This is a genomic window from Streptomyces sp. NPDC096048, from assembly GCF_044763415.1.
Taxonomy (GTDB): domain Bacteria; phylum Actinomycetota; class Actinomycetes; order Streptomycetales; family Streptomycetaceae; genus Streptomyces.
On the sequence record NZ_JBIWGG010000007.1, the window covers coordinates 176,892 to 198,625 of the forward strand.

Annotated in this window: 18 protein-coding genes and 1 riboswitch; of the genes, 8 read left to right on the top strand and 10 right to left on the bottom strand. The window is 70.0% G+C overall.

Features of this window, described 5'->3' with window-relative positions:
* Window positions 1-22: 22 nt before the first annotated feature.
* Genes cydD through ACIQ6R_RS20800 form a run of 3 tightly spaced genes read right to left on the bottom strand, consistent with a single transcriptional unit; the run spans window position 23 to window position 6,111 of the window.
* The gene (gene cydD / locus ACIQ6R_RS20790) at window positions 23-3,523 is read right to left on the bottom strand and encodes a thiol reductant ABC exporter subunit CydD (protein WP_404223017.1); all 3,501 of its coding nucleotides are present in this window, start codon (window positions 3,521-3,523) and stop codon (window positions 23-25) included.
* A 57-nt stretch (window positions 3,524-3,580) separates the two neighbouring features.
* Window positions 3,581-4,585: a cytochrome d ubiquinol oxidase subunit II gene (cydB, locus tag ACIQ6R_RS20795; protein ID WP_404222792.1), complete on the bottom strand. Its 1,005-nt coding sequence runs from the start codon at window positions 4,583-4,585 to the stop codon at window positions 3,581-3,583.
* A 20-nt stretch (window positions 4,586-4,605) separates the two neighbouring features.
* Window positions 4,606-6,111 carry a cytochrome ubiquinol oxidase subunit I gene (locus ACIQ6R_RS20800; RefSeq protein ID WP_404222793.1) on the bottom strand — a complete coding sequence of 502 codons (1,506 nt, stop codon included), beginning with the start codon at window positions 6,109-6,111 and terminating at the stop codon, window positions 4,606-4,608.
* Window positions 6,112-6,321: 210 nt separating this feature from the next.
* Between ACIQ6R_RS20800 and ACIQ6R_RS20805 the strand changes: the two genes are divergently transcribed.
* On the top strand, window positions 6,322-6,663 hold the full coding sequence (locus ACIQ6R_RS20805; protein WP_404222794.1) for a cyclophilin-like fold protein: 342 nt from the start codon (window positions 6,322-6,324) through the stop codon (window positions 6,661-6,663).
* Window positions 6,664-6,793: 130 nt separating this feature from the next.
* Here the strand turns inward: ACIQ6R_RS20805 and hisC are convergent, their stop codons facing one another.
* Entirely contained in the window at window positions 6,794-7,873 is a 1,080-nt protein-coding gene (hisC, locus tag ACIQ6R_RS20810) for a histidinol-phosphate transaminase (RefSeq protein ID WP_375906344.1), read from the bottom strand.
* 401 nt (window positions 7,874-8,274) lie between these two features.
* Here hisC and ACIQ6R_RS20815 point away from each other — a divergent pair, with 401 nt between their 5' ends.
* From ACIQ6R_RS20815 to ACIQ6R_RS20825, 3 genes are all read left to right on the top strand, one after another.
* Window positions 8,275-9,387 carry a LacI family DNA-binding transcriptional regulator gene (locus ACIQ6R_RS20815; RefSeq protein ID WP_375906348.1) on the top strand — a complete coding sequence of 371 codons (1,113 nt, stop codon included), beginning with the start codon at window positions 8,275-8,277 and terminating at the stop codon, window positions 9,385-9,387.
* Between the two features lie 405 nt (window positions 9,388-9,792).
* Window positions 9,793-10,935 (top strand): metallophosphoesterase, encoded by a 1,143-nt coding sequence (locus tag ACIQ6R_RS20820; protein ID WP_404222795.1) that lies wholly within the window; start codon window positions 9,793-9,795, stop codon window positions 10,933-10,935.
* Window positions 10,936-11,118: 183 nt separating this feature from the next.
* Window positions 11,119-11,988 carry a hypothetical protein gene (locus tag ACIQ6R_RS20825; protein ID WP_404222796.1) on the top strand — a complete coding sequence of 290 codons (870 nt, stop codon included), beginning with the start codon at window positions 11,119-11,121 and terminating at the stop codon, window positions 11,986-11,988.
* Between the two features lie 24 nt (window positions 11,989-12,012).
* On the opposite strand, the gene ACIQ6R_RS20830 is transcribed toward ACIQ6R_RS20825, so the two are convergent.
* A complete protein-coding gene (locus ACIQ6R_RS20830) occupies window positions 12,013-13,476 on the bottom strand; it encodes a VWA domain-containing protein (protein ID WP_404222797.1) in 1,464 nt (487 codons plus the stop codon).
* A gap of 116 nt (window positions 13,477-13,592) precedes the next feature.
* The gene (gene thiC, locus ACIQ6R_RS20835) at window positions 13,593-15,386 is read right to left on the bottom strand and encodes a phosphomethylpyrimidine synthase ThiC (RefSeq protein ID WP_404222798.1); all 1,794 of its coding nucleotides are present in this window, start codon (window positions 15,384-15,386) and stop codon (window positions 13,593-13,595) included.
* Window positions 15,379-15,568, bottom strand: a riboswitch (TPP riboswitch). Its footprint overlaps the gene before it by 8 nt.
* 71 nt (window positions 15,569-15,639) lie before the next feature.
* Between thiC and ACIQ6R_RS20840 the strand changes: the two genes are divergently transcribed.
* On the top strand, window positions 15,640-17,238 hold the full coding sequence (locus tag ACIQ6R_RS20840) for a YibE/F family protein (RefSeq protein WP_404172856.1): 1,599 nt from the start codon (window positions 15,640-15,642) through the stop codon (window positions 17,236-17,238).
* A gap of 71 nt (window positions 17,239-17,309) precedes the next feature.
* On the opposite strand, the gene ACIQ6R_RS20845 is transcribed toward ACIQ6R_RS20840, so the two are convergent.
* The 4 genes from ACIQ6R_RS20845 to ACIQ6R_RS20860 all read right to left on the bottom strand — a co-directional run bounded on the left by ACIQ6R_RS20845 (window position 17,310) and on the right by ACIQ6R_RS20860 (window position 19,595).
* A complete protein-coding gene (locus tag ACIQ6R_RS20845) occupies window positions 17,310-17,747 on the bottom strand; it encodes an SsgA family sporulation/cell division regulator (protein ID WP_055422101.1) in 438 nt (145 codons plus the stop codon).
* Between the two features lie 99 nt (window positions 17,748-17,846).
* Window positions 17,847-18,572 (bottom strand): IclR family transcriptional regulator, encoded by a 726-nt coding sequence (locus tag ACIQ6R_RS20850; protein WP_404223018.1) that lies wholly within the window; start codon window positions 18,570-18,572, stop codon window positions 17,847-17,849.
* A 318-nt stretch (window positions 18,573-18,890) separates the two neighbouring features.
* A complete protein-coding gene (locus ACIQ6R_RS20855; protein WP_375906372.1) occupies window positions 18,891-19,103 on the bottom strand; it encodes a DUF5326 family protein in 213 nt (70 codons plus the stop codon).
* Between the two features lie 174 nt (window positions 19,104-19,277).
* Window positions 19,278-19,595: a cupin domain-containing protein gene (locus ACIQ6R_RS20860; protein ID WP_053133839.1), complete on the bottom strand. Its 318-nt coding sequence runs from the start codon at window positions 19,593-19,595 to the stop codon at window positions 19,278-19,280.
* 59 nt (window positions 19,596-19,654) lie between these two features.
* On the opposite strand from ACIQ6R_RS20860, the gene ACIQ6R_RS20865 reads away from it, so the two are divergent.
* Genes ACIQ6R_RS20865 through ACIQ6R_RS20875 form a run of 3 tightly spaced genes read left to right on the top strand, consistent with a single transcriptional unit; the run spans window position 19,655 to window position 21,707 of the window.
* Complete coding sequence (locus tag ACIQ6R_RS20865) at window positions 19,655-20,032, top strand: phage holin family protein (RefSeq protein WP_404172861.1); 378 nt, start codon at window positions 19,655-19,657, stop codon at window positions 20,030-20,032.
* Window positions 20,033-20,037: 5 nt separating this feature from the next.
* Window positions 20,038-20,532 (top strand): low molecular weight protein-tyrosine-phosphatase, encoded by a 495-nt coding sequence (locus ACIQ6R_RS20870; protein WP_404222799.1) that lies wholly within the window; start codon window positions 20,038-20,040, stop codon window positions 20,530-20,532.
* Window positions 20,529-21,707 carry a cystathionine gamma-lyase gene (locus ACIQ6R_RS20875; protein WP_404222800.1) on the top strand — a complete coding sequence of 393 codons (1,179 nt, stop codon included), beginning with the start codon at window positions 20,529-20,531 and terminating at the stop codon, window positions 21,705-21,707. Before ACIQ6R_RS20870 ends, ACIQ6R_RS20875 begins: the two co-directional genes overlap by 4 nt.
* The last annotated feature ends 27 nt before the right edge of the window (window positions 21,708-21,734 follow it).

Consider the following 21,734-nt stretch of genomic DNA (forward strand, 5'->3'; position numbering starts at 1 on the left):
GACCTCGGCCCCGGCCTGCCGGTCACCGGGCTCCCACCAGCAGCTCCGACGCGGCCTCCCGCTCCGCCATCGCCCGCAGCGGCCCCGGAACCGCGGCCAGCTCCGCGTACACCCCCCGCTGCACGACCCGGCCCTCACCCAGGACGATCACCTCGTCCACGGCCTCCAGGCCTGCCAGTCTGTGCGTGATCAGCAAGGTGGTACGGCCTTCGGTGGCGGCCAGCAGATCGCCGGTGAGCGCGTCGGCGGTCGGCAGGTCGAGGTGCTCCGCGGGCTCGTCGAGCACGAGGACGGGGAAGTCGGCGAGCAGCGCCCGGGCGAGTGCCAGCCGCTGCCGCTGCCCGCCGGACAACCGTGCCCCGTGCTCACCGACCAGCGTGTCCAGGCCGTCGGGAAGGCTGTCGGCCCACTCCAGCAGCCGGGCCCGGGCCAGCGCGTCGCGCAGCTCGCCCTCGGTGGCGTCCTTCCTGGCCAGGAGCAGGTTCTCGCGCACCGAGCTGTCGAAGAGGTGCGCGTCCTGCGCGCACAGCCCGACGAGGCGCCGTACGTCGTCGCCGGCCAGGGCACAGGCGTCCACGCCGGCCAGCGTGTAGGAGCCCGCGTCCGCGTCGAGGAACCGCAGCAGCACCTGGGCCAGCGTCGTCTTGCCGGACCCGGACGGCCCGACCACGGCGATACGGCGGCCCTCCGCCAGAGTCAGCTCCACTCCCGCCAGGGCGTCCCGGCCCTGCCCGGCGTGGCGCGCGGCCAGCCCCTTGAGGACGACGGGGAAAGGTGACGCCGGCGCCTGCCGGGGCGCCTCCGGCTCCCGTACGGGCTCGGGTGCGTCGAGCACCTCGTGCACCCGCTCGGCGCTCCTGTGCACACGCTGCCGGTACTGCACGGCGAGCGGCAGCCCGAGTACGGCCTCGAAGGCGGCCAGCGGGGTGAGCACGACGACGGCCATGGCCACACCGGCGAGCCGGCCGTCGGCGACCGCCTGGATTCCGACGAGGGCGGCCCCGGCAACGGTCAGGCCGGAGATCAGCGCGGTGAGTCCGTCGCCCAGCGCGGTGGCGGTGGCGGCACGCGAGGCGATTCGGGTGAGCGTCCCGTCGGCCCGGCGCGCCTCGGCGGCCCGCGCGGGCAGGGCACCGGCGACGGTCAGTTCGGCGGTGCCGGTGAGCAGATCGGTCACCCTGGTGGCGAGCACGCCGCGGGCGGGGGCGAGCCTGCGCTCGGCCCGCCGTGCCACGGCGCCGGTGACCAGCGGCACCCCGACTCCGGCCGCGAGCAGGCCGGCCGCGAGCACGGCGCCGGCCTCCGGCAGCAGCCATGCCGTGAAGCCGACCGACGCGGCCGAGACCACGACGGCCGAGGCGGCGGGCAGCAGCCACCGCAGCCAGTAGTCCTGGAGGGTGTCGACGTCGGCGACGAGCCGGGACAGCAGGTCACCCCGGCGGCTGCGGCGAAGCCCCGAGGGAGCCAGCCGTTCGAGGCGCCGGAACACGGCGACCCGGGTGTCGGCCAGCATCCGCAGCACGGCGTCGTGCGACACGAGCCGCTCGGCGTAGCGGAACACGGCCCGCCCGATCCCGAAGGCGCGCGTCGCCGTCACGGCCATCATCAGATACAGCACCGGCGGCTGCTCGGAGGCCCGCGAGATGAGGTACCCGGACGTGGCCATCAGACCGACGGCACTGCCGAGCGCCAGGCTGCCGAGCAGCAGCGCGAGGACGAGCCGCCCGCGCCGGGCGCCGGACATCGCCCGCACCCTGGCGAGGACGCCGCCTCCGGCCTCCGTCGAGGGGGCCGGTTCTTCGGGGGTAACCGGAGCAGCGGCTCCGACGGCCTCGTCGAGGAGGCGGACAGCGGGCGCCACGGAGGCAGCATCTGCCGCGGCGACGGGCACCGGTTCCTCCAGCCGCACCACCCGGTCGGCCACCTCCAGCAGCGCCGGGCGGTGCACCACCAGCAATACCGTCCGTCCCTCCGCCAGCCTTCGCACGGCGGCCACGACCTCGGCCTCGGTGGCCCCGTCCAGGGCGGCCGTCGGCTCGTCGAGCAGCAGTACCGGCCGGTCCGCGAGGAACGCCCGGGCCAGCGCCAGCCGTTGCCGCTGCCCGGCGGACAGCCCGGCGCCGTCCTCCCCGAGCACGGTGGCCGTCCCCTCGGGCAGCGCGTCCACGAACTCCAGCGCGCCCGCGTCCCGCAGTGCCTGCCGTACGGCGATGTCGTCGGCGTCGGGCCGGGCCAGCCGTACGTTCTCGGCGATGGTGCCGGCGTACAGGTGCGGGTGTTGTGGCACCCAGGCGACGCGGGCGTGCCACTGCGCCAGGTCGAGGGAGGCGAGATCGGCTCCTCCGATGCGGACTCGTCCGCCGGCCGGGTGCACGAATCCGAGGAGGGCGTTGATCAGCGTCGACTTACCCGCCCCGCTCGGACCGACGAGCGCGACCGTCTCGCCGGGCTCGACGGTGAAGCTCACGTCCGTCACGGCGGCCCCTGCGCGTCCGGGATAGCGGACGGTCACGCCCTCGAAGGACAGGGCACCGTCCGCCGGCAGGGGACCGGCCCCCGAGGCCGGTACGGGCCGCTCCAGCACCTCGAAGATCTCCTCGGCGGCGGCAAGCCCCTCCGCCGCTGCGTGGTACTGCGCTCCCACCTGCCGCAGCGGCAGATAGGCCTCGGGCGCCAGGACGAGTACCACCAGGCCGTCGTACAGGGCCATGTCTCCGTGGACGAGCCGCATGCCGATGGTGACGGCGACGAGCGCCACGGAGAGCGTGGCGAGCAGTTCCAGCGCGAAGGACGACAGGAAGGCGATCCGCAGCGTCCGCATGGTCGCCTGGCGGTAGGCACCGGTGATGCGCTTGATCGATTCGGCCTGTGCCTTGGCCCGCCCGAAGACCTTCAGCGTCGGCAGCCCGGCGACCACGTCCAGGAAGTGTCCGGACAGCCGGGACAGGAGCCGCCACTGGCGGTCCATCCGGGACTGTGTGGCCCAGCCGATCAGTACCATGAAGATCGGGATGAGGGGCAGGGTGCCGACGATGATGGCCGCCGACACCCAGTCCTCGGTGACGATGCGGGCCAGCACCGCCACGGGTACGACCACCACGAGGCCCAATTGGGGCAGATAGCGCGAGAAATAGTCGTCGAGGGCGTCGACTCCACGGGTGGCCAGCGCCACCAGCGACCCGGTCCGCTGCCCGCTCAGCCAGCCGGGACCGAGCGCGGTGGCCCGTTCCAGCAGTCGGCCCCGCAGCTCCGACTTCACTGCCGCGCTCGCCCGGTGCGCGGCCAGTTCGGTGAGCCAGCCGACCAGGGCGCGACCGCAGGCGACAGCCACCAACAGCAGCAGGGGAGTACGGAGTTCGCTGGTGGTCATGCCGTACTGGAAGGCGCCCACCACTACCTCGGCGATGAGCATCGCCTGCGCGACGAGCAATCCGGCCCCGACGGCGCCCAGGACGACGACCGCCGTCAGAAAGAACCGGGTGGCGCGGGCGTACCGCAGAAGACGTGGATCGATGGGTTTCACGTGAAACATGCCCTCCCGTCCAGAGGGTGTGTTTCACGTGAAACACACCCGCCGGACTCAGTGCGCGGGTTCAGCGATGTGCTGGGTGCCGATCCGCTTGCGGAACACCCAGTACGTCCAGCCCTGGTAGAGCAGGACGACCGGCGTGGCGACCGCGGCCAGCCAAGTCATGATCTTCAGGGTGTACGGGCTGGACGAGGCGTTGGTGACGGTGAGGCTCCAGTCCGCGTTGAGCGTGGACGGCATGACGTTCGGGAAGAGCGTCAGGAAGAGCATCGCCACGGCGGCCACGATGGTGACGCCGGACAGTGCGAACGACCAGCCCTCACGACCGGCCTGGTTGGCCATCAGGGCGACGACCAGGGCGGCGACGGCCACCAGGAGGGCGACCAGGCTCTTGCCGTCTCCGCTGTCGACCTGCGTCCAGACCAGGAAGGCCAGAGCCAGCACGGCCGTGACAAGGCCGACGCGCAGCGCCAGGGCCCGTGCCCGTTCGCGGATCTCACCGACGGTCTTGAGTGCCGTGAACACCGTCCCGTGGAAGGTGAACAGCGTCAGCGTGACCAGGCCACCGAGGAGGGCGTACGGATTGAGCAGGTCCCAGACGGAGCCGACGTACTCCAGATCCCGGTCGATCTTCACACCGTGGACGATGTTGCCGAAGGCCACGCCCCACAGGAACGCCGGGATCAGCGAGGTCCAGAAGATCGCGGTCTCCCAGTTGCGCTGCCAGCGCTCCTCCGGCCGCTTCACCCGGTACTCGAAGGCGACACCCCGGACGATCAGGCAGACCAGGATGACGAGCAGAGGCAGGTAGAAGCCGGAGAAGAGAGTGGCGTACCACTCGGGAAAGGCGGCGAAGGTCGCGCCGCCGGCCGTGAGCAGCCACACCTCGTTGCCGTCCCACACGGGCCCGATGGTGTTGATCAGGACCCGCTTCTCGGCCCGGTTGCGGGCGAGCAGCTTGGTGAGGACGCCGACCCCGAAGTCGAAGCCCTCCAGGAAGAAGTAGCCCGTCCACAGGACGGCGATCAGAACGAACCAGACGTCGTGCAGTTCCATGACTGTGCAGCTCCCTCGGCCTAGTACGAGAAGGCCATCGGCTTGTCGGCGTCACGGAGGTCGCCGCCGATCTTCGTGGGCGGGTTGAGGTCGGCCTCGGTGAGCTCGGGCGGGCCCGCCTTGACGTACTTGGCGAGCAGCCTGACCTCGATGACGGCGAGGATGGCGTAGAGCGTGGTGAAGACGACCATCGAGATGATGACCTCCGCCTGGGAGACACCGGGGGAGACCGCGTCGCGGGTCTGCATCACGCCGTAGACGACCCAGGGCTGCCGGCCCATTTCCGTGAAGATCCAGCCCCAGGAGTTGGCGATCAGCGGGAACGCCATCGTCCAGAGAGCCAGGAGCCAGTACAGGCGGGTGAGTCTGGTGCCCAGCGGCTTGCGCAGCAGCACCAGGTGCGGCACCTCGTCCTCCCCGGTCCGCAGCGCGGCCGGCAGCAGGAACCTCTTCCGCGTCAGCCACAGACCCAGCAGACCGAGGGAGAAGGACGCCATGCCGAAACCGATCATCCACCGGAAGCCCCAGTAGGCGACGGGGACGATGGGCTTGTAGTCACCGGGGCCGAACTGCTCCTGCAGCGCCTTGTTGGTGTCGTTGATGCCGGGCACGTAGGAGTCGAAGTCACTGTGGGCGAGGAAGGACAGCAGCCCGGGGATCTCCAGGGCGACCTTGTTGTGGCCCTTGTCGACGTCTCCGTAGGCGAAGACGGAGAAGGGCGCCGGTTCCTCGCCGTCCCACAGGGCCTCGGCGGCGGCCATCTTCATCGGCTGCTGTTCGTACATGACCTTGCCGAGGGTGTCGCCGCTGATCGCGGTGAGCATGCCGCCGATCGCGAGGGTGACCAGGCCGAGCCGGAGCGACGTCCGCATCACCGGGATGTGCTTCTTGCGCATCAGGTGAAAGGCGGCGATGCCGACCATGAAGGCGCCGCCCGTCAGGAAGGCCGCCGAGAAGCTGTGGAAGACCTGGTTGAGCGTGGTGTTCTGGGTCAGGACGGCCCAGAAGTCGGTCAGCTCGGCGCGGCCCTTCTCCTCGTTGATGCGGTAGCCGACGGGGTGCTGCATCCAGGAGTTGGCCGCCAGGATGAAGTACGCCGACAGCAGCGTGCCGATCGAGACCATCCAGATGCAGGCCAGGTGGACCTTCTTGGGCAGCTTGTCCCAGCCGAAGATCCACAGGCCGATGAAGGTGGACTCGAAGAAGAAGGCGATCAGCGCCTCGAAGGCGAGCGGGGCGCCGAAGACATCGCCGACGAAGCGGGAGTAGTCGGACCAGTTCATGCCGAACTGGAACTCCTGCACGATGCCGGTGACAACACCCATGGCGATGTTGATCAGGAAGAGCTTGCCCCAGAACTTGGTCGCTCTGAGGTACTTCTCCTTCTCGGTGCGGACCCAGGCGGTCTGCAGTCCGGCCGTGAGGGCGGCCAGCGAGATCGTCAGCGGGACGAACAGGAAGTGGTAGACGGTCGTGATGCCGAACTGCCACCGCGCCAGCGTCTCCGGCGCCAGAGCCATGTCCACGTCGTCAGTCTCCTTACATCGCCACATCGCTGTGGTCAGCGACGCTTTGAGCGTGTATGTCACACCTATCTCGGGCGCAACCGGGACACGCTTGTGAACGCGTTCACATTCACAAGCAATTATGACGTACAGCTTTTCGACACCGGAAGGGGGGTCCCCTGTGACGTCAACCCCTTGGCAAGAGCTTCAACAACTTGTTGAATTCGCCGCATGAAGATTCGGATCTCATGGCCCGCGGGTCATCTCACCGCAGCTCTCGACGACACCCCGACCACGCAGGCGCTCCTCAAGGCCCTGCCGTTCACCGCTTCCGCTCACACCTGGGGCGAGGAGGTGTACTTCGACACGGGTGTGTCGGTTTCACGTGAAACGGACGCCCGGCAGGTCGTCGAACCGGGCACGGTCGCCTTCTGGACCGACGGCGACGCTCTGGCGCTGCCGTACGGGCCCACGCCGATCTCGCGAGGCGACGAATGCCGCCTCGCGAGTCCCTGCAACGTCCTGGGTCGCCTCGACGGCGACCCGATACGCGTCGAACACGTCGACGCGTAGAACCACTACAGCGGTCTCAAGCACTACAGCCGTCTTCAGCACTAAAGCGGTCCTCAACCGCTACAGCGGTCCTCAACCAATGCTGCGGTCCTCAACCGCTACAGCGGTCATGCGAACTTCCCACAGCGGCCTACAGCTCGTTGCGGAACTCCTCCGACACCTTGAGGAAGATGTCGTTCGCCTCGCTCTCGCCGACCGTCACCCGCACACCCTCGCCCGGGAACGGCCGAATGACGACGCCTGCCTGCTCGCAGGCGTCGGCGAAGGCGACCGTGCGCTCCCCCAGCCGCAGCCACACGAAGTTGGCCTGGGTCTCGGGCACCGTCCAGCCCTGCGCGCGCAGCGCGTCGACCACGCGCGTGCGCTCGCACACCAGCGAACCGACACGGCCGATCAACTCGTCCTCGGCGCGCAGCGAGGCGATCGCCGCCTCCTGGGCGATCTGGCTGACCCCGAAGGGCACCGCCGTCTTGCGCAGCGCCGCCGCCACCGGCTCGTGGGCGATCGCGAACCCGACCCGCAGGCCGGCGAGGCCGTAAGCCTTGGAAAAGGTACGCAGGACGCAGACGTTGGGCCGCTCACGGTAGATCTCGACGCCGTCCGGCACCTCGGGGTCCCGGATGAACTCGCGGTAGGCCTCGTCGAGGACCACCAGCACGTCGCTCGGCACCTGGTCGAGGAACCGCTCCAACTCGGCCCGCCGCACCACCGTGCCCGTCGGGTTGTTGGGGTTGCAGACGAAGATCAGCCGGGTCCGGTCCGTGATCGCGGCCGCCATCGCGTCCAGGTCGTGCACGTCGCCCGGTGTCAGCGGCACCTTCACGGACGTCGCGCCGCTGATCTGCGTGATGATCGGGTACGCCTCGAAGGAGCGCCAGGCGTAGATCACCTCGTCGCCCGGGCCCGAGGTCGCCTGGATGAGCTGCTGGGCCACACCGACCGAGCCGGTGCCGGTGGCCAGGTGGGAGAGGGGCACACCGAACCGGTCCGACAGCTCGCTCATCAGGGACGTACAGGCCATGTCCGGGTACCGGTTGAACGACGCGGCCGTGGCCGTCACCGTCTCCATCACGCCCGGCAGGGGCGGATACGGGTTCTCGTTGGAGGACAGCTTGTAGGCCACCGGACCGTCGGCCGCGGCGGGCCTGCCCGGCTTGTAGGTGGGAATTCCCTCCAGCTCGGCGCGCAGCTTGGGGCTCGTCTCGCTCACCGCAGTCCTCCTCGTGACCACCACCGGCATCGAATACTTCTCACCTTATGAGGATTCAGCGCCGCTGCGTATAGGTGAGGTCAGACCTCGTCCGTCACACTGGCATCAGGGGCATCAGGGCACGAAGGCGCACGATTCGGGGGGCGCGCTGCACATATATCTACGCGCCGGTGGCTCGCGCCGTGGCGCGCATCCCTCGTGCAGGTGAGTTGAGACCTCTTCGCAACATCGGCCACTTGGCAGGCCCTCACTGGTCGACACGCCAGGTAATGGGATACAGGCGTCCAACTAGCTTGTTTTCGAAGGCCGTTGCTGCTTGATGATCATGCAGAAACGTGACTGTCAACGCGTGCATATGCGTCCGCCCTACCCCACCCCATGAGCCCTACTATCGGCTCGCCATGACAGCAGCAGGGAAGCACCAGGTGAGCCGCGCGGAAACCTCACGTCGAGGCAGCCGGCCGGGCCGGGCGGGCATCAGGGACGTGGCCGCCGCCGCCGGAGTATCCATCACTACCGTCTCCGATGCCCTCAACGGCAAGGGCCGACTCCCGGATGCCACCCGGCGCCATGTGCGCGAGGTCGCCGACCGACTGGGCTACCGGCCCTCGGCCGCCGCCCGCACGCTCCGCACCGGCAAGTCCGGACTCATCGGCCTGACCGTGACGACGTACGGGGATGAACCTTTCACCTTCACCGAGTTCGCGTACTTCGCCGAGATGGCGCGGGCCGCCACGTCCGCCGCGCTGGCCCGCGGTTACGCCCTCGTCATCCTCCCGGCGACCTCCCGGCACGACGTGTGGTCGAACGTCGCGCTCGACGGCACGGTCGTCATCGACCCCTCGGACCACGACCCGGTCGTCAGCGAACTGGTACGCCAGGGTTTACCGGTCGTCTCCGACGGCCGCCCGGCCGGCTCGCTCCCCGTGACCGCCTGGGTCGACAACGACCACGAGGCCGCCGTACTCGGCATCCTCGACCACCTGGCCGACGCCGGCGCCCGCAGGATCGGCCTGCTCACCGGCACCACGACCGACACGTACACCCATCTGTCGACCACCGCCTACCTCCGCTGGTGCGAACGCGTCGGCCAGGACCCGGTCTACGAGGCCTATCCGGCACACGATCCGTGCGCCGGCGCCGTCGCCGCCGACCGGCTGCTCGCCCGCCCCGACCGGCCCGACGCCGTCTACGGCCTCTTCGACCCGAACGGCACCGACCTGCTCGCCGCCGCCCGGCGCTACGGGCTTCGCGTCCCGGAGGACCTGCTGCTGGTCTGCTGCAGCGAGTCCACCGTGTACGCCAGCACCGAACCGCCCATCACCACCCTGTCGCTGAAGCCGCGCCGCATCGGCACGGCGGTGATCCAGGTCCTCATCGACGCCATCGAGGGACTCGACTCGGACCAGCCGGTCGAGCAGGTGATACCGACCGAACTGATCGTGCGTACGTCTTCGCAGCGCCGCCCGCCCCGGACGACGGTCAGCCCGCCGCGGTCACCCGAGGGCGAGTAGGGCCACCGCCTCGGGAGCGGGAATACGGAGGCCCGGCCGACGCGCCCGACCGGGAGCGCGGGGCCCGGCGGGAGCGCCGGGGGCCCAGCAGGAGCGCCCGGGGCCCAGCAGGAGCGCCCGCGGCCCAGCGGGAGCGCCGGGGGCCCAGCGGGGGCGGCGCCACTCCCGGGCGGGAGCGGCGGCAAGGGCGGCGGCGACGGCGTCCGGCACGTCCGGAGCCTGTCACACCGCCGTCGCGGACGGGCGAAGACCGGCCCAATCGGGGCGAAAGCCGCAGTGAACCGGAGTCCTGTTCCGATTCACCACCCCTGGGTCATCACACAGCGCGATCCGCATTCCTATGATGGGCCCACACACCGTGGGCCGCTGCGACCAGGCAGTCCGAAGCGGTGCAGATGCGGCGCGATGGTGGAGGGGTCGATGACTCAGGGGGCCGGTCAGGGACCCGAGGTGGAGCGGACGGCGACGGTGCGCGACTTCCGGGTGCCCGCGTACGTCCACGAGACCGCTCCGTATGCCGCCACCGGCACGCACGCGGGCGAGGCCGCGCCGCCCTCCGAGAAGGAGTACGAGGAGAACCCTCCCTACGAGAAGAATCCTCCCTACGAGGAGGACCTCCCGGAGGGGTACACGCCCACCCAGCGGGATCTGCCCGTCATCCGTCGGGGTGACACGGTCCAGGTGGCCGTCGACCCCGAACCGCTCACGGTGCAGCAGCCCGCCACGGGTCAGGGGCCGCTGTTCGTCGTCGGCGACGTGCACGGCTACCTCGACGAGCTGCTGGCCGCCCTCCAGGAGAAGGGCCTCGTCGACGCCGCCGGTCAGTGGTGCGCGGGCACCTCCCGCCTGTGGTTCCTCGGCGACTTCACGGACCGGGGCCCGGACGGCATCGGCGTCATCGACCTGGTGATGCGACTGTCCGCCGAGGCCGCCGCGGCCGGCGGCTACTGCAAGGCGCTGATGGGCAACCACGAGCTGCTCCTGCTCGGTGCCAAGCGATTCGGCGACACGCCCGTCAACTCCGGTGCGGGCACCGCCACCTTCCAGGCGGCCTGGCTGCTGAACGGCGGCCAGAAGACCGACATGGACCGGCTGCAGGACCACCACCTCCAGTGGATGGCCCGCCTCGACGCCCTCGAAGCGGTCGACGGCCACCTCCTCGTCCACTCCGACACCACCACCTACCTCGACTACGGCGGCTCCATCGAGGAGGTCAACGACACCGTCCGCGAGACGCTCACGCGCAACGACGCGGAAGAGGTGTGGGACCTGTTCCGCAAGTTCACCAAGCGCTTCTCCTTCCGTGACGAGGGCGGCGCCGACGCCGTGCGCTCACTGCTGGACACGTACGGCGGCACCCGAATCGTGCACGGCCACAGCCCCATCCCGTACCTGCTGGGCGAGGTCGGCTCCGAGGACGGCGAGGACGACACCCGTACCGCGGTCGAGGGACCTCACGTCTACGCGGACGGGCTGGCCATCGCGATGGACGGCGGCGTGACCATGGCCGGAAAACTGCTGGTCCAGCAACTTCCGCTCGACGTCTGACCGTTCACCGGACGGGTTTACACGCGGCGGCGTCCCGTACAGCCCGGCACCCAATTTCTGGAAACCCCCTGTCACCACCCACCGTCACCGCTCTACCATCGGCTTATCCGTAGCAGGCTCCCCTCCGTTTCTGCCCGACGGCTCGTTGGCATGCGAGCCCCAAGCCCTACGGAGCATCGGGGGATGCACATGAACAGCGTTCCGCAGCACCTGTCGAACGAGGACCGCCAAGAGTACGAGCGGATCCTCCAGGAGGCGCTGCGCTCCGCACCACACCGCCCGGAACTGGCCGCTGTCGGACAGCGGCTCAACTCCGAACAACTGCGCACCATGGCACTCAACGCCACCGCCCTCATCACCGCGGCGGCCACGACCGAGTACCAGCACTACGTGAAGGTCCGCGAGGAACTGCGCCACCCGGCGCCGCCCGCCCAGGTGTCGTCCACCCGCGAATCCGGGTCCGAGGAGCCGGGCACGGGCGCGGCGGGACTCGCCGCCACCATGGGCGAGGTCGCCGAGGCGACCGGTGCGGGCGCCGTCGCCGTGGTCGCCGTCCTGGCACCCGTCCTGGCCGGCACCGCCGCGGCGATCTTCCTGCTCGTCGGCTACATCCTCAAGATGCTCGATCCGGGGCAGACCTTCGCGCAGACCATGCTCACCACCGGATGGGTGTTCGGCGCGGTGACCGCGGTGGCCATCCTCGTCGCCGCGGTGGGACTGCTGCTCACCGCGCTGCGCAACCGCCCCTCCGCCGAGTCCGGCTTCTACGGTGAACTCGACGAGGAGGTGGTCCGGGCGAGGGAAGCCTGGCACGACGCCCTGCTCGAACGCGGCATCCTGCCCTTCCTGCGGGAGGCACTCGCCGAGCCGGACGCCACGGCACTGCACCGTACGGCACCGGCGGCGCCGACCAGCCGTATGCCGCACCTCGGTTACGGCCGCCCCGGGTTCACCAGCCCGGACGGCGGTCCCGAGGCGGGTCCGCGTCCGCGTTACTCGAGCCCGGACTACAGCAGCCCGGACTTCGGCGGCCCGGAACACCGGCCCGAGTAGCCACCGGCCCGGGCGGGCAGCGGGTCAGAGGATGCCCGCCCGGCCGGCGGCAGTGATCCAGGACGGGAACTCGGACAGCAGTCGGTCGTACAGCTCCGCGTCCGGGACGGTGCTGATGTCGTCCACGGCGAAGAAGCCGACGTTGTCGACACGGCGGCCCGGCAGGGTGTCGAAGCGCTCGAGAACCCCGTAGTTGGACCGCCCGAGCCCCACGAACTGCCAGAAGACGGGTTCCTCCACCGCCTCCCGCAGCTCCCGCTCGATCTCGGCGTTGCGGTAGACGCCTCCGTCGGAGAAGAAGAGCACCAGGGTCGGAACCGGCGCCGGGTTGTCCCGGACGTAGGTGCGTACCTCGGCGATCACCTTCTGCTCCTCGTTCTGGATGCCCACCGCCCGCATGTCGACCTGCTCGGGGTGCAGGCCCTTCTTCCTGCCGCGGCGGAACAGGCTGATCTCCCCCACGCGTACGTGCAGCCGCAGCCACTCGGGAAGCTCGCCGAGGCGGAGGTCGGGCAGCCGCGCCGCGGTCGAGGCGAAGGTCCATGCCTGCATCTCACCGTCGTCGTCCAGCTGCGCGGCGACCGCCGCCATCCGCTCCACGACGTCCGTGACCACACCCTTGGAGTAGAGGAAGGACATGGACCCGGAGGCGTCCAGGACCAGGATGACGCGCGCGGTGACCCCGGCCGCCCCGTGCTTGCTCAGGCTCACCGCGACCTGTTCCTTGCGCAGGGACAGCCGCTTGCGCATGTCGACGGGGAGGTGCTCCTCGCCCTTGGTGAGGCGGGGGCCCGTACCGCTGGGCGCCGGTGGGGCCACCGGTGCTGCGGGCGGCGCCTGTGCCGGCGGGGCCGGTGGGGCCGGTGGCATGGGTGCCGGCGAGGTCGGCCGGGTCGCCGCAGTCGCGGCAGCCGCCGGGGCGGCGGTCGCGGCCGCCGGGGGAGCGTCGTCCACGGTGATGCCGAAGTCCGTGGCCACCCCCGCGAGTCCGGAGGCGTAACCCTGCCCGACCGCGCGGAACTTCCACTTCCCCTGGCGCCGGTACAGCTCACCACCGACCAGGGCGGTCTCCGTCCCGGCCGCCATGTCGAACCGGGCCAGTTCGGTGCGGGTCCCGGCGTCCAGCAGCCGCAGGGACAGCCCGGGGACCTGCCCGAACGTCCCACCGTCCGCCGAGGCGCACAGGACGATGCGGTCGACGGCCGCTTCCACCGAGTGCAGGTCCACCTCGACGGCGTCGGTCGTGACCCCCGCGCCGGCACCGGAGCCGCCCTGCTTGCCCAGGTGCCTCACGGCGTCGGACGCGTGGCGGGGCTGGTTGTAGAAGACGAAGTCGCCGTCGTCCCGCACGCGTCCGGCCGAGGTGAGCAGCAACGCGGAGGCGTCGACCTCGGGCACACCCGGCCCGGCGGACCAGACGAGTTCGACGCGCACCGCGAGGGAGTCGACGGCGAGATTGGCACCCTTGCTCAGGGAGGTGGCTGTCATGGGCCCAGTCTGCCGAGACGCACCCTGGATGGGGAGGGGGCGTGGCCCCCGGCCGCACGCCAAGCGCTCCCGCTCCCCGTGCGCAGGATCGCTCAGCGTGCGGCCGGAGCAGGGACTCAGTCGGCCAACGGCAGGTAGACCCTGTTTCCCTGGGCCGCGAACTCCCTGGACTTCTGGGCCATGCCCTCCTCGATCTCGGTCTTGCTGCCTCCGTGCTCCCGTCGGATGTCCTGCGAGATCTTCATCGAACAGAACTTCGGACCGCACATCGAGCAGAAGTGGGCCGTCTTGGCGGGCTCGGCCGGCAGTGTCTCGTCGTGGAACTCCCGTGCCGTGTCCGGGTCGAGGGCCAGGTTGAACTGGTCCTCCCACCGGAACTCGAAACGGGCGTCCGACAGCGCGTCGTCCCACTCCTGCGCACCTGGGTGGCCCTTGGCGAGGTCGGCGGCATGGGCGGCGATCTTGTAGGTGATGACGCCGGTCTTGACGTCGTCACGGTTGGGCAGGCCCAGGTGCTCCTTGGGCGTGACGTAGCAGAGCATGGCCGTGCCCCACCAGGCGATCATCGCGGCACCGATACCGGAGGTGATGTGGTCGTACGCCGGCGCGACGTCCGTCGTCAGCGGGCCGAGCGTATAGAACGGGGCTTCATCGCAGATCTCCTGCTGAAGGTCGATGTTCTCCTTGATCTTGTGCATCGGGACATGGCCCGGTCCCTCGATCATGGTCTGTACGTTGAAACGCTTGGCGATCGAGTTGAGTTCCCCGAGCGTGCGCAACTCCGCGAACTGCGCCTCGTCGTTGGCGTCCGCGATGGAGCCCGGGCGCAGGCCGTCGCCGAGGGAGTACGTGACGTCGTAGGCGGCGAGGATCTCGCAGAGCTCCTCGAAGTTCTCGTACAGGAACGACTCCCTGTGGTGTGCCAGGCACCACGCCGCCATGATCGAGCCGCCGCGCGAGACGATGCCCGTCTTGCGGTTCGCGGTCAGCGGTACGTACGCCAGGCGCACGCCCGCGTGGACCGTCATGTAGTCCACGCCCTGCTCGGCCTGCTCGATGACGGTGTCCTTGTAGATCTCCCAGGTCAGTTCCTCGGCACGTCCGTCGACCTTCTCCAGGGCCTGGTAGAGCGGCACGGTGCCGATGGGGACGGGGGAGTTGCGCAGCACCCACTCGCGGGTGGTGTGGATGTTGCGTCCGGTGGACAGGTCCATGACCGTGTCGGCGCCCCACCGGGTCGCCCAGGTCATCTTGTCGACCTCCTCCTCGATGGAGGACGTCACCGCCGAGTTGCCGATGTTGGCGTTGACCTTCACCAGGAACCGCTTGCCGATGATCATCGGCTCGATCTCCGGGTGGTTGACGTTGGCGGGCAGCACGGCACGGCCCGCCGCGATCTCCTCGCGGACCACTTCCGGCGAGACGTTCTCCCGGACGGCCACGTACTCCATCTCCGGCGTGATCTCGCCCCGGCGTGCGTACGCGAGCTGCGTCACCGCGCTGCCGTCCCTCCCCCGGCGCGGCTGGCGCGGCCGTCCGGGAAAGACTGCGTCGAGGTTGCGCAGTCCGCCGCGCGGAGAGGTGTGCTTGATTCCGTCGTCCTCTGGACGGACGGGACGGCCCGCGTACTCCTCGGTGTCGCCGCGGGCGATGATCCAGTTCTCCCGCAGCGGCGACAGTCCCCTGCGGACATCCGTGTCGACGAGCGGATCGGTGTACGGGCCCGAAGTGTCGTACAGCGTGACCGACTGCCCGTTGGTGAGGTGCACCTGACGGACCGGCACCCGCAGGTCGGGGCGCGAACCCTCGACGTACGCCTTGTGCCAGCCGATGGACTTCCCGGCCTCCGTGGTCTCCTCCTGGGCGGAGTTCTGCGTGGAGGCAGGCGTGCGTGCGTCCTTGATGGTCATGAGACCTACTCCCTACGCCGGCATTACCCGGTAACAGGTTCGGCGGTCGACGCAGCGGCTTCCGTCTGTCGACGCTTCGTGGGATACGTCACTCGGATTCGGTGACGTTTCCCGTGAAACATCGCTGGGACGGAGGTCAGCGCCCTCTCAGCCCGGTGCTCCGAGCTCCCGCGTGTACAAAGGTGCCTCCACGCTAGCGCCAATTCGGGCGCGGTGAACAGAGGGCCCCCCTCGTTCTTGCGATGATCGGTCGGTGACCACACCGCAGCATCCCCCGTTTCCACCGCACGAACCCCGCCGCGGACCGGGCTCCGAGGAAGGCACCGGCCGCGCGGCCGGCCCCGCTCCTTCCAGCGCTCACGGCGCGGGCGGCGGCAGACATGACACGGGCGGCGGCCCCGGGGCGGGTGACGGCCCCGGCGGTTCCGGTGGGCACGGCGGGCACGGCGGTTCCGGTGGGCACAGCGGCCCCGGCGGGCACGGTGGGCACGGCGGGCACGTTGGGCACGGCGGGCACGGTGGGCACGGGCACTCCCACAGCCACGGTCCGGCCGCGCCCGTCTCCCGCCACCTGCGGAAGGTCATCGCCGCGGTCCTCATCCCGTTCGCCGCGGCGGTGCTGGTCGGACTCGCGCTGCTGTGGCCCGGCGGTGCGCCGCCGCATGAACGCACCGGGGTCGGCTTCGACCGGCAGACGCAGGACGCCACCGTCACCAAGGTGGTCGAGCTGAGCTGTCAGTCCGTCAACGCCTCGGGCGTCCCCCCGACCGGCGACACCTCCACCGCCGAGGGCTCCTCCGCGGTGCAGCAGGCGCAGGGCGAGTGCAAGCGGGCGACGATCCGTGTCGACACCGGCAAGGACAAGGGCCGTACGTTCACCGAGATCGTCCAGCCGGACCAGTCACGGCAGCTGCACGAGGGCCAGAAGGTGGTGGTCGCCTACGAGCCCTCCGCGCCGAAGGACCTGCAGTACTCGGTGACCGACATCAACCGCGGACTGCCGCTGGCCCTGCTCGCCGGCATCTTCGCGCTCGCCGTCGTGGTCGTCGGACGGCTGCGGGGTCTCATGGCCCTGGTCTCGCTGGCCATCAGCTTCCTGCTGCTGAACTTCTTCATCCTGCCCGCGATCCTGCAAGGGTCGAACCCGCTGGCCGTGGCGGTGGTCGGGGCCAGCGCCATCATGCTGATCGCGCTGTACCTGTGCCACGGCCTGTCGGCCCGCACGTCCGTCGCGGTGCTCGGCACCCTGATCTCGTTGCTGCTGATCGGTGTGCTCGGATCGCTGTTCATCGACTGGGCCGCGCTCACCGGCAACACGGACGACAACACCGGCCTCATCCACGGCCTGTATCCGACGATCGACATGAGCGGCCTGCTGCTCGCCGGAGTCATCATCGGTTCGCTCGGCGTGCTCGACGACGTGACGGTCACCCAGACCTCGGCGGTCTGGGAACTGCACGAGGCCAATCCGACGATGGGCTGGCGGGGACTGTACCGAGCGGGCATCCGGATCGGGCGGGACCACATCGCCTCGGTCGTCAACACGCTCGTCCTCGCCTACGCGGGCGCCGCCCTGCCCCTGCTGCTGCTGTTCTCGATCGCGCAGAGCGGGGTGGGGACGGTCGCCAACAGCGAGTTGGTGGCGGAGGAGATCGTGCGCACGCTGGTCGGCTCGATCGGCCTGGTGGCGTCCGTTCCGGTCACCACGGCCCTCGCGGCCCTCGTCGTATCGGCCGACCGATCGGCCGGCCCCCCGGCGGCACAGGCCGCCGGGGCGGCGCCGGGCGGCGGCGCGACGCCGGGCGCCGCCCCGGCTCCCGTACGCGGGCGGGGCCGTCGGCGTAAGCGCTGACCAGTCGGCGCCCCGCCGGCAGCCGATCGCGGCGAAGCGTTACGCCACCGTCGAAGAACTGCCAAAACGGTTCAGCCCGCGCTCTGTTCTTCCGCCAGGATGCGGTCCAAGGCCTCGTCGAGGTGGGCGTCGAAGTCGGCGAGTGCCCCCTCCTGCCCCAGCGGCACCAGCTTGTCGGTGCGGTCGAGGAACGCCACCAGCGGCGCCGCCGACGAACGGAACAGCGCCTGGTCGCTGCCGACCTGAAGCCTGATCAGCACCTCGGCCAGCGGCTCGGGATCGACGGGGGCGATGCGAACGTCACCGTCACCGCACGGTCGGCCCACCCCGTCGACCAGCAACTCCCGGCCGAAAGCCCAGGTCACCGGCGCATCTCCGGGCAGATGGAAAGTCAGTCGCACGGCATAGGGATCACAGGTCTCGTAGCGCAGCTCCACCGGAATACGGAAAGAGAGCTCCTCGGACACGAGAAAGCTCATCATGACCTCTGCCTGTACGGACTCGCCCATCGCCTACCCCGTCATTCGCCGTCGACTGGCCGGGAATCAAACCTCTAACACTGATGGCATCTTGCTTAACGTACACACCAGATCACAAGGAGTGAGTTTTCAGATACTGATAGAGATCGCCAGCGACCCCAGAAGTCGCCCCACCTCGTCCTGCAAACGCTCCGCCGCGGGCAGCAGCCGGTCGGCCTGATGGAGGGGCAAGGAGATGGCCATCGTCGCGGCCGTGGTGCCCACGGTGATCGGAATAGCCGCGCAGACCGTCCCCAGGGCGTACTCCTGGCGCTCGGTCACCGGCGTCATCCGCCGTATGCGTTCCAGCCGTCTCTGCAGGGCATTGCCATCACGCACCGTGTACGGCGTGACGGGCTGCACGGGGTAGCGGTCCAGGTGGTCGCGGCGGGCGTCCTCGTCCAGCTGGGACAGCAGGCACTGTCCGATCGCGTGCGCGTGCCCGGTCTCGCGGAAGTCCGCCCACTCCTCGACCGCCGGATTGCCCGGAGTGTCGGAGACGCACATGATCTCGATCTCGCCGTCGCGGTACATGGCGTAGTACACGGGGACACCGATCGCATCCCGCCAGCGGGCCAGCGCGTCGACCACCGTGCTGCGACGTTTCTGCTCGGCTCCGTTGCTGCCGAGCCGCTCGGCCGCCTCGCCGAGGAAGAACAGGCCCTTCTCACGGCGCAGATATCCCTCGTGCACCAGAGTGCGCAGCAGGTGGTAGGCCGTGGGGAGCGCCAGCCGCGTCTCACGGGCCAGTTGTTTGGCGGGGGCTCCGTACTCGTGCTCGGCGACGCACTCCAGAAGGCGCATCGCCCGCTGCACGGAGCTGATCAGGGTCGCGGACGGCGGGCCCGCGGAGGGAGTCGCGGGCGGCGTCCGAGATGTCGAACGGGGCTGCTCGGGCAGTGTGTGCTGTGGAACGAACGCGGTGTCAGCCGTGGCCAAGAGTCACTCCCGGAACGCGAGGGGGCAGCCCGTGCGGGGAACACGGGTGGGGGTGTACGCCACTCGCGGGGTCGCCCCCGCGTGGAGTTCCGGACTCTATGCGCCGGTCACCGCTCGCCGACGGCCCGTCCGGGAAACTTCCCTCGCGCGAGGGAACCGGTGATTCCTGTTACCGCCACCGGTGTCCCACGGCTCTCACCAGTCGCTGCGCGACGACGAACTCGACATGAACTTGCGTACGACGTAGATCAGTCCGCCGACGAGCGCGACGAAGACCAGCAGCTTGAACAGCAGTCCGATCACGAAGCCGACGACGCTGGCGATCATCCCGCCGAACACGACCAGGGCGATGACCGGCACCGCGATCCACTTCACCCACCACGGCAGTCCCGTGAAGATCTCTCGCATCGCCCTCGTCCTCATCTTTCCGCCCGTTCGAGTGCCGGGTCCTTCGACGGCCCCGGGTCCCCCGGAGCCTTCTGATGTCCTGTACTCGATGCTAGGGGTGCGAGGGCCCCGACAGGGCCCTCGCACCCCTTGGCTTCCCCTGACCGGTCCCCTAGGGAATCCCGGGGTCGCGGCTCAGCTCTCGGGGGGAGAGAACACCACCAGAACCCGTAGATCCTCGCTGATGTGGTGGAACTTGTGGGCGACCCCGGCCGGCACGTACACCACGCTGCCGCGGGCGACCTGGGTGGTCTCCATGCCCACGGTGATCGCGGCCCGCCCGCTCACCACGAAGTACACCTCGTCCTGCGCGTGCGGCTTCTGCGGGTCGGCCGTACCCGCGTCGAGGGCGTAGAGACCGACCGACATGTTCCGCTCACGCAGGAACTGCAGGTAGGCGCCGTCATTGGCGGCGCGCTCCGCCTCCAGTTCGTCCAGCCGGAATGCCTTCATCGCCTAGTCCGCCCCTGCCTCACCGTTCGTTTCCGATCGCGTCTGCCACGATCAGACACATGAAGAATTTCCTAGTCAAGACGATCGCCAACGCGGGCGCCCTCGCGGTCGCCGTGTGGCTGCTCGACAAGATCACCCTGACCGGCGGCAGCACCGGCGAGAAGGCCGTCACGCTGATCGTGGTCGCGCTGGTGTTCGGCCTGGTGAACCTGCTGGTGAAGCCGATCGTGCAGGTGCTGACCTTCCCGCTGTTCATCCTGACCCTCGGCCTGTTCACGCTGGTGGTCAACGCGCTGATGCTGTTGCTCACGTCGTGGCTGGCCGACAAGCTCGACGTGAGCTTCCACGTCGACGGCTTCTGGACCGCTGTCCTGGGCGGCCTGATCATCTCGATCGTCTCCTGGGCCCTCAACGCGTTCCTGCCCGACGAGGACTGATCCCGATGACCTACCGCGTCTGCTTCGTGTGCACGGGCAACATCTGCCGCTCCCCGATGGCCGAGGCCGTCTTCCACGCGCGCGTGGCGGACGCCGGGCTGGACGGCCTGGTCGAGGCCGACAGCGCCGGCACCGGCGGCTGGCACGAGGGCGAGGGCGCCGACCCGCGCACCATGGCCGTCCTGGAGGAGAACGGCTACGGCCTCGACCACAGGGCCCGCCGGTTCCAGCCGTCCTGGTTCTCCCGCCTCGACCTCGTCGTCGCCCTCGACGCCGGCCACCTGCGGGCGCTGCGCCGCCTCGCGCCTACGGAGCAGGACGCGGCGAAGCTACGGCTGCTGCGGTCCTACGACCCCGCCGCCGACCGCGCTGACCTGGACGTACCGGACCCCTACTACGGGGGCGTGGACGGCTTCGAGGAATGCCTTGAGATGGTGGAGGCGGCGAGCACCGGACTGCTCGCCGCGGTACGCGAGCAAGTGGAGGGACGGGCGGCATGAGTGATTCCGCTACGAACAACGGCACCGGGACGGGCACGGAGGGCCCCCCTCGCGGCACCGGTGACGGCACGCGCGCGGTGCGGGCCGGGCTGCCCGAGCCGGTCAAGCACGAGCCGACGCTGCCAGGACCCGTGTTCGCCGCCCACTTCCATCTGCCGGGTGAGCCGACCGGCCCGTACACCTACGGCCGCGACGAGAACCCGACCTGGACCCACCTCGAGCGTGCCATCGGTGAGCTGGAGGCGCCCGGAAAGGACGACGTCGAGACGCTGGTCTTCGCCTCCGGCATGGCCGCGATCTCCTCGGTGCTCTTCTCCCAGCTGCGCACCGGTGACGTAGCCGTCCTGCCCGACGACGGCTACCAGGCGCTGCCGCTGGTCCGCGCCCAGTTGGAGGCGTACGGCATCGAGGTGCGCACCGCGCCGACCGGCGGGGACGCCCAGCTCGACGTCCTGGACGGGGCGAAGCTGCTGTGGATCGAGACGCCGTCCAACCCCGGGCTCGACGTGTGCGACGTCCGACGGCTCGCCGAAGCGGCCCACGCGCGCGGTGCCCTGGTCGCCGTGGACAACACGCTCGCCACGCCACTGGGGCAGCGTCCGCTGGAGCTCGGCGCCGACTTCTCCGTGGCCAGCGGCACCAAGCAGCTCACCGGCCATGGCGACGTTTTGCTGGGCTACGTGGCCGGCCGCGATGCCGAAGCGATGACCGCCGTACGACGCTGGCGCAAGATCGTCGGTGCGATTCCCGGTCCTATGGAGGCCTGGCTCGCACATCGTTCGATCGCCACTCTCCAACTGCGCGTGGACCGGCAGAACGCCACCGCTCTCAAGGTGGCCGAGGCGCTCCGTGCGCGGCCCGAGGTCACCGGCCTGCGGTACCCGGGGCTGCCCGACGACCCGTCCCACAAGATCGCCTCGCAGCAGATGCTGCGCTACGGGTGCGTCGTCTCCTTCACGCTGTCCACGCGCGCGCGTGCCGATCGTTTCCTCGACGCGCTGCGGCTCGTGGAGGGCGCGACGAGCTTCGGTGGAGTGCGGTCCACGGCCGAGCGGCGCGGACGCTGGGGCGGCGACGCGGTGCCCGAGGGCTTCATCCGGCTCTCGGTCGGTGCGGAGGATCCCGCGGACCTGGTGGCCGACCTGCTGCGTGCGCTGGAGGAGTCGGCGGACTGAGCGCCGCCGCGCAGCCGCCGCGCTGTT

What these genes read in the sequence shown, in the direction of transcription:
- cydB (WP_404222792.1), bottom strand. Translation starts at nt 4,585, where the DNA reads ATGGAACTGCACGACGTCTGGTTCGTTCTGATCGCCGTCCTGTGGACG.
- ACIQ6R_RS20805 (WP_404222794.1), top strand. Translation starts at nt 6,322, where the DNA reads ATGAAGATTCGGATCTCATGGCCCGCGGGTCATCTCACCGCAGCTCTC.
- ACIQ6R_RS20815 (WP_375906348.1), top strand. Translation starts at nt 8,275, where the DNA reads ATGACAGCAGCAGGGAAGCACCAGGTGAGCCGCGCGGAAACCTCACGT.
- ACIQ6R_RS20820 (WP_404222795.1), top strand. Translation starts at nt 9,793, where the DNA reads ATGGTGGAGGGGTCGATGACTCAGGGGGCCGGTCAGGGACCCGAGGTG.
- ACIQ6R_RS20825 (WP_404222796.1), top strand. Translation starts at nt 11,119, where the DNA reads ATGCACATGAACAGCGTTCCGCAGCACCTGTCGAACGAGGACCGCCAA.
- ACIQ6R_RS20830 (WP_404222797.1), bottom strand. Translation starts at nt 13,476, where the DNA reads ATGACAGCCACCTCCCTGAGCAAGGGTGCCAATCTCGCCGTCGACTCC.
- thiC (WP_404222798.1), bottom strand. Translation starts at nt 15,386, where the DNA reads ATGACCATCAAGGACGCACGCACGCCTGCCTCCACGCAGAACTCCGCC.
- ACIQ6R_RS20845 (WP_055422101.1), bottom strand. Translation starts at nt 17,747, where the DNA reads ATGGGCGAGTCCGTACAGGCAGAGGTCATGATGAGCTTTCTCGTGTCC.
- ACIQ6R_RS20855 (WP_375906372.1), bottom strand. Translation starts at nt 19,103, where the DNA reads ATGCGAGAGATCTTCACGGGACTGCCGTGGTGGGTGAAGTGGATCGCG.
- ACIQ6R_RS20860 (WP_053133839.1), bottom strand. Translation starts at nt 19,595, where the DNA reads ATGAAGGCATTCCGGCTGGACGAACTGGAGGCGGAGCGCGCCGCCAAT.
- ACIQ6R_RS20865 (WP_404172861.1), top strand. Translation starts at nt 19,655, where the DNA reads ATGAAGAATTTCCTAGTCAAGACGATCGCCAACGCGGGCGCCCTCGCG.
- ACIQ6R_RS20870 (WP_404222799.1), top strand. Translation starts at nt 20,038, where the DNA reads ATGACCTACCGCGTCTGCTTCGTGTGCACGGGCAACATCTGCCGCTCC.
- ACIQ6R_RS20875 (WP_404222800.1), top strand. Translation starts at nt 20,529, where the DNA reads ATGAGTGATTCCGCTACGAACAACGGCACCGGGACGGGCACGGAGGGC.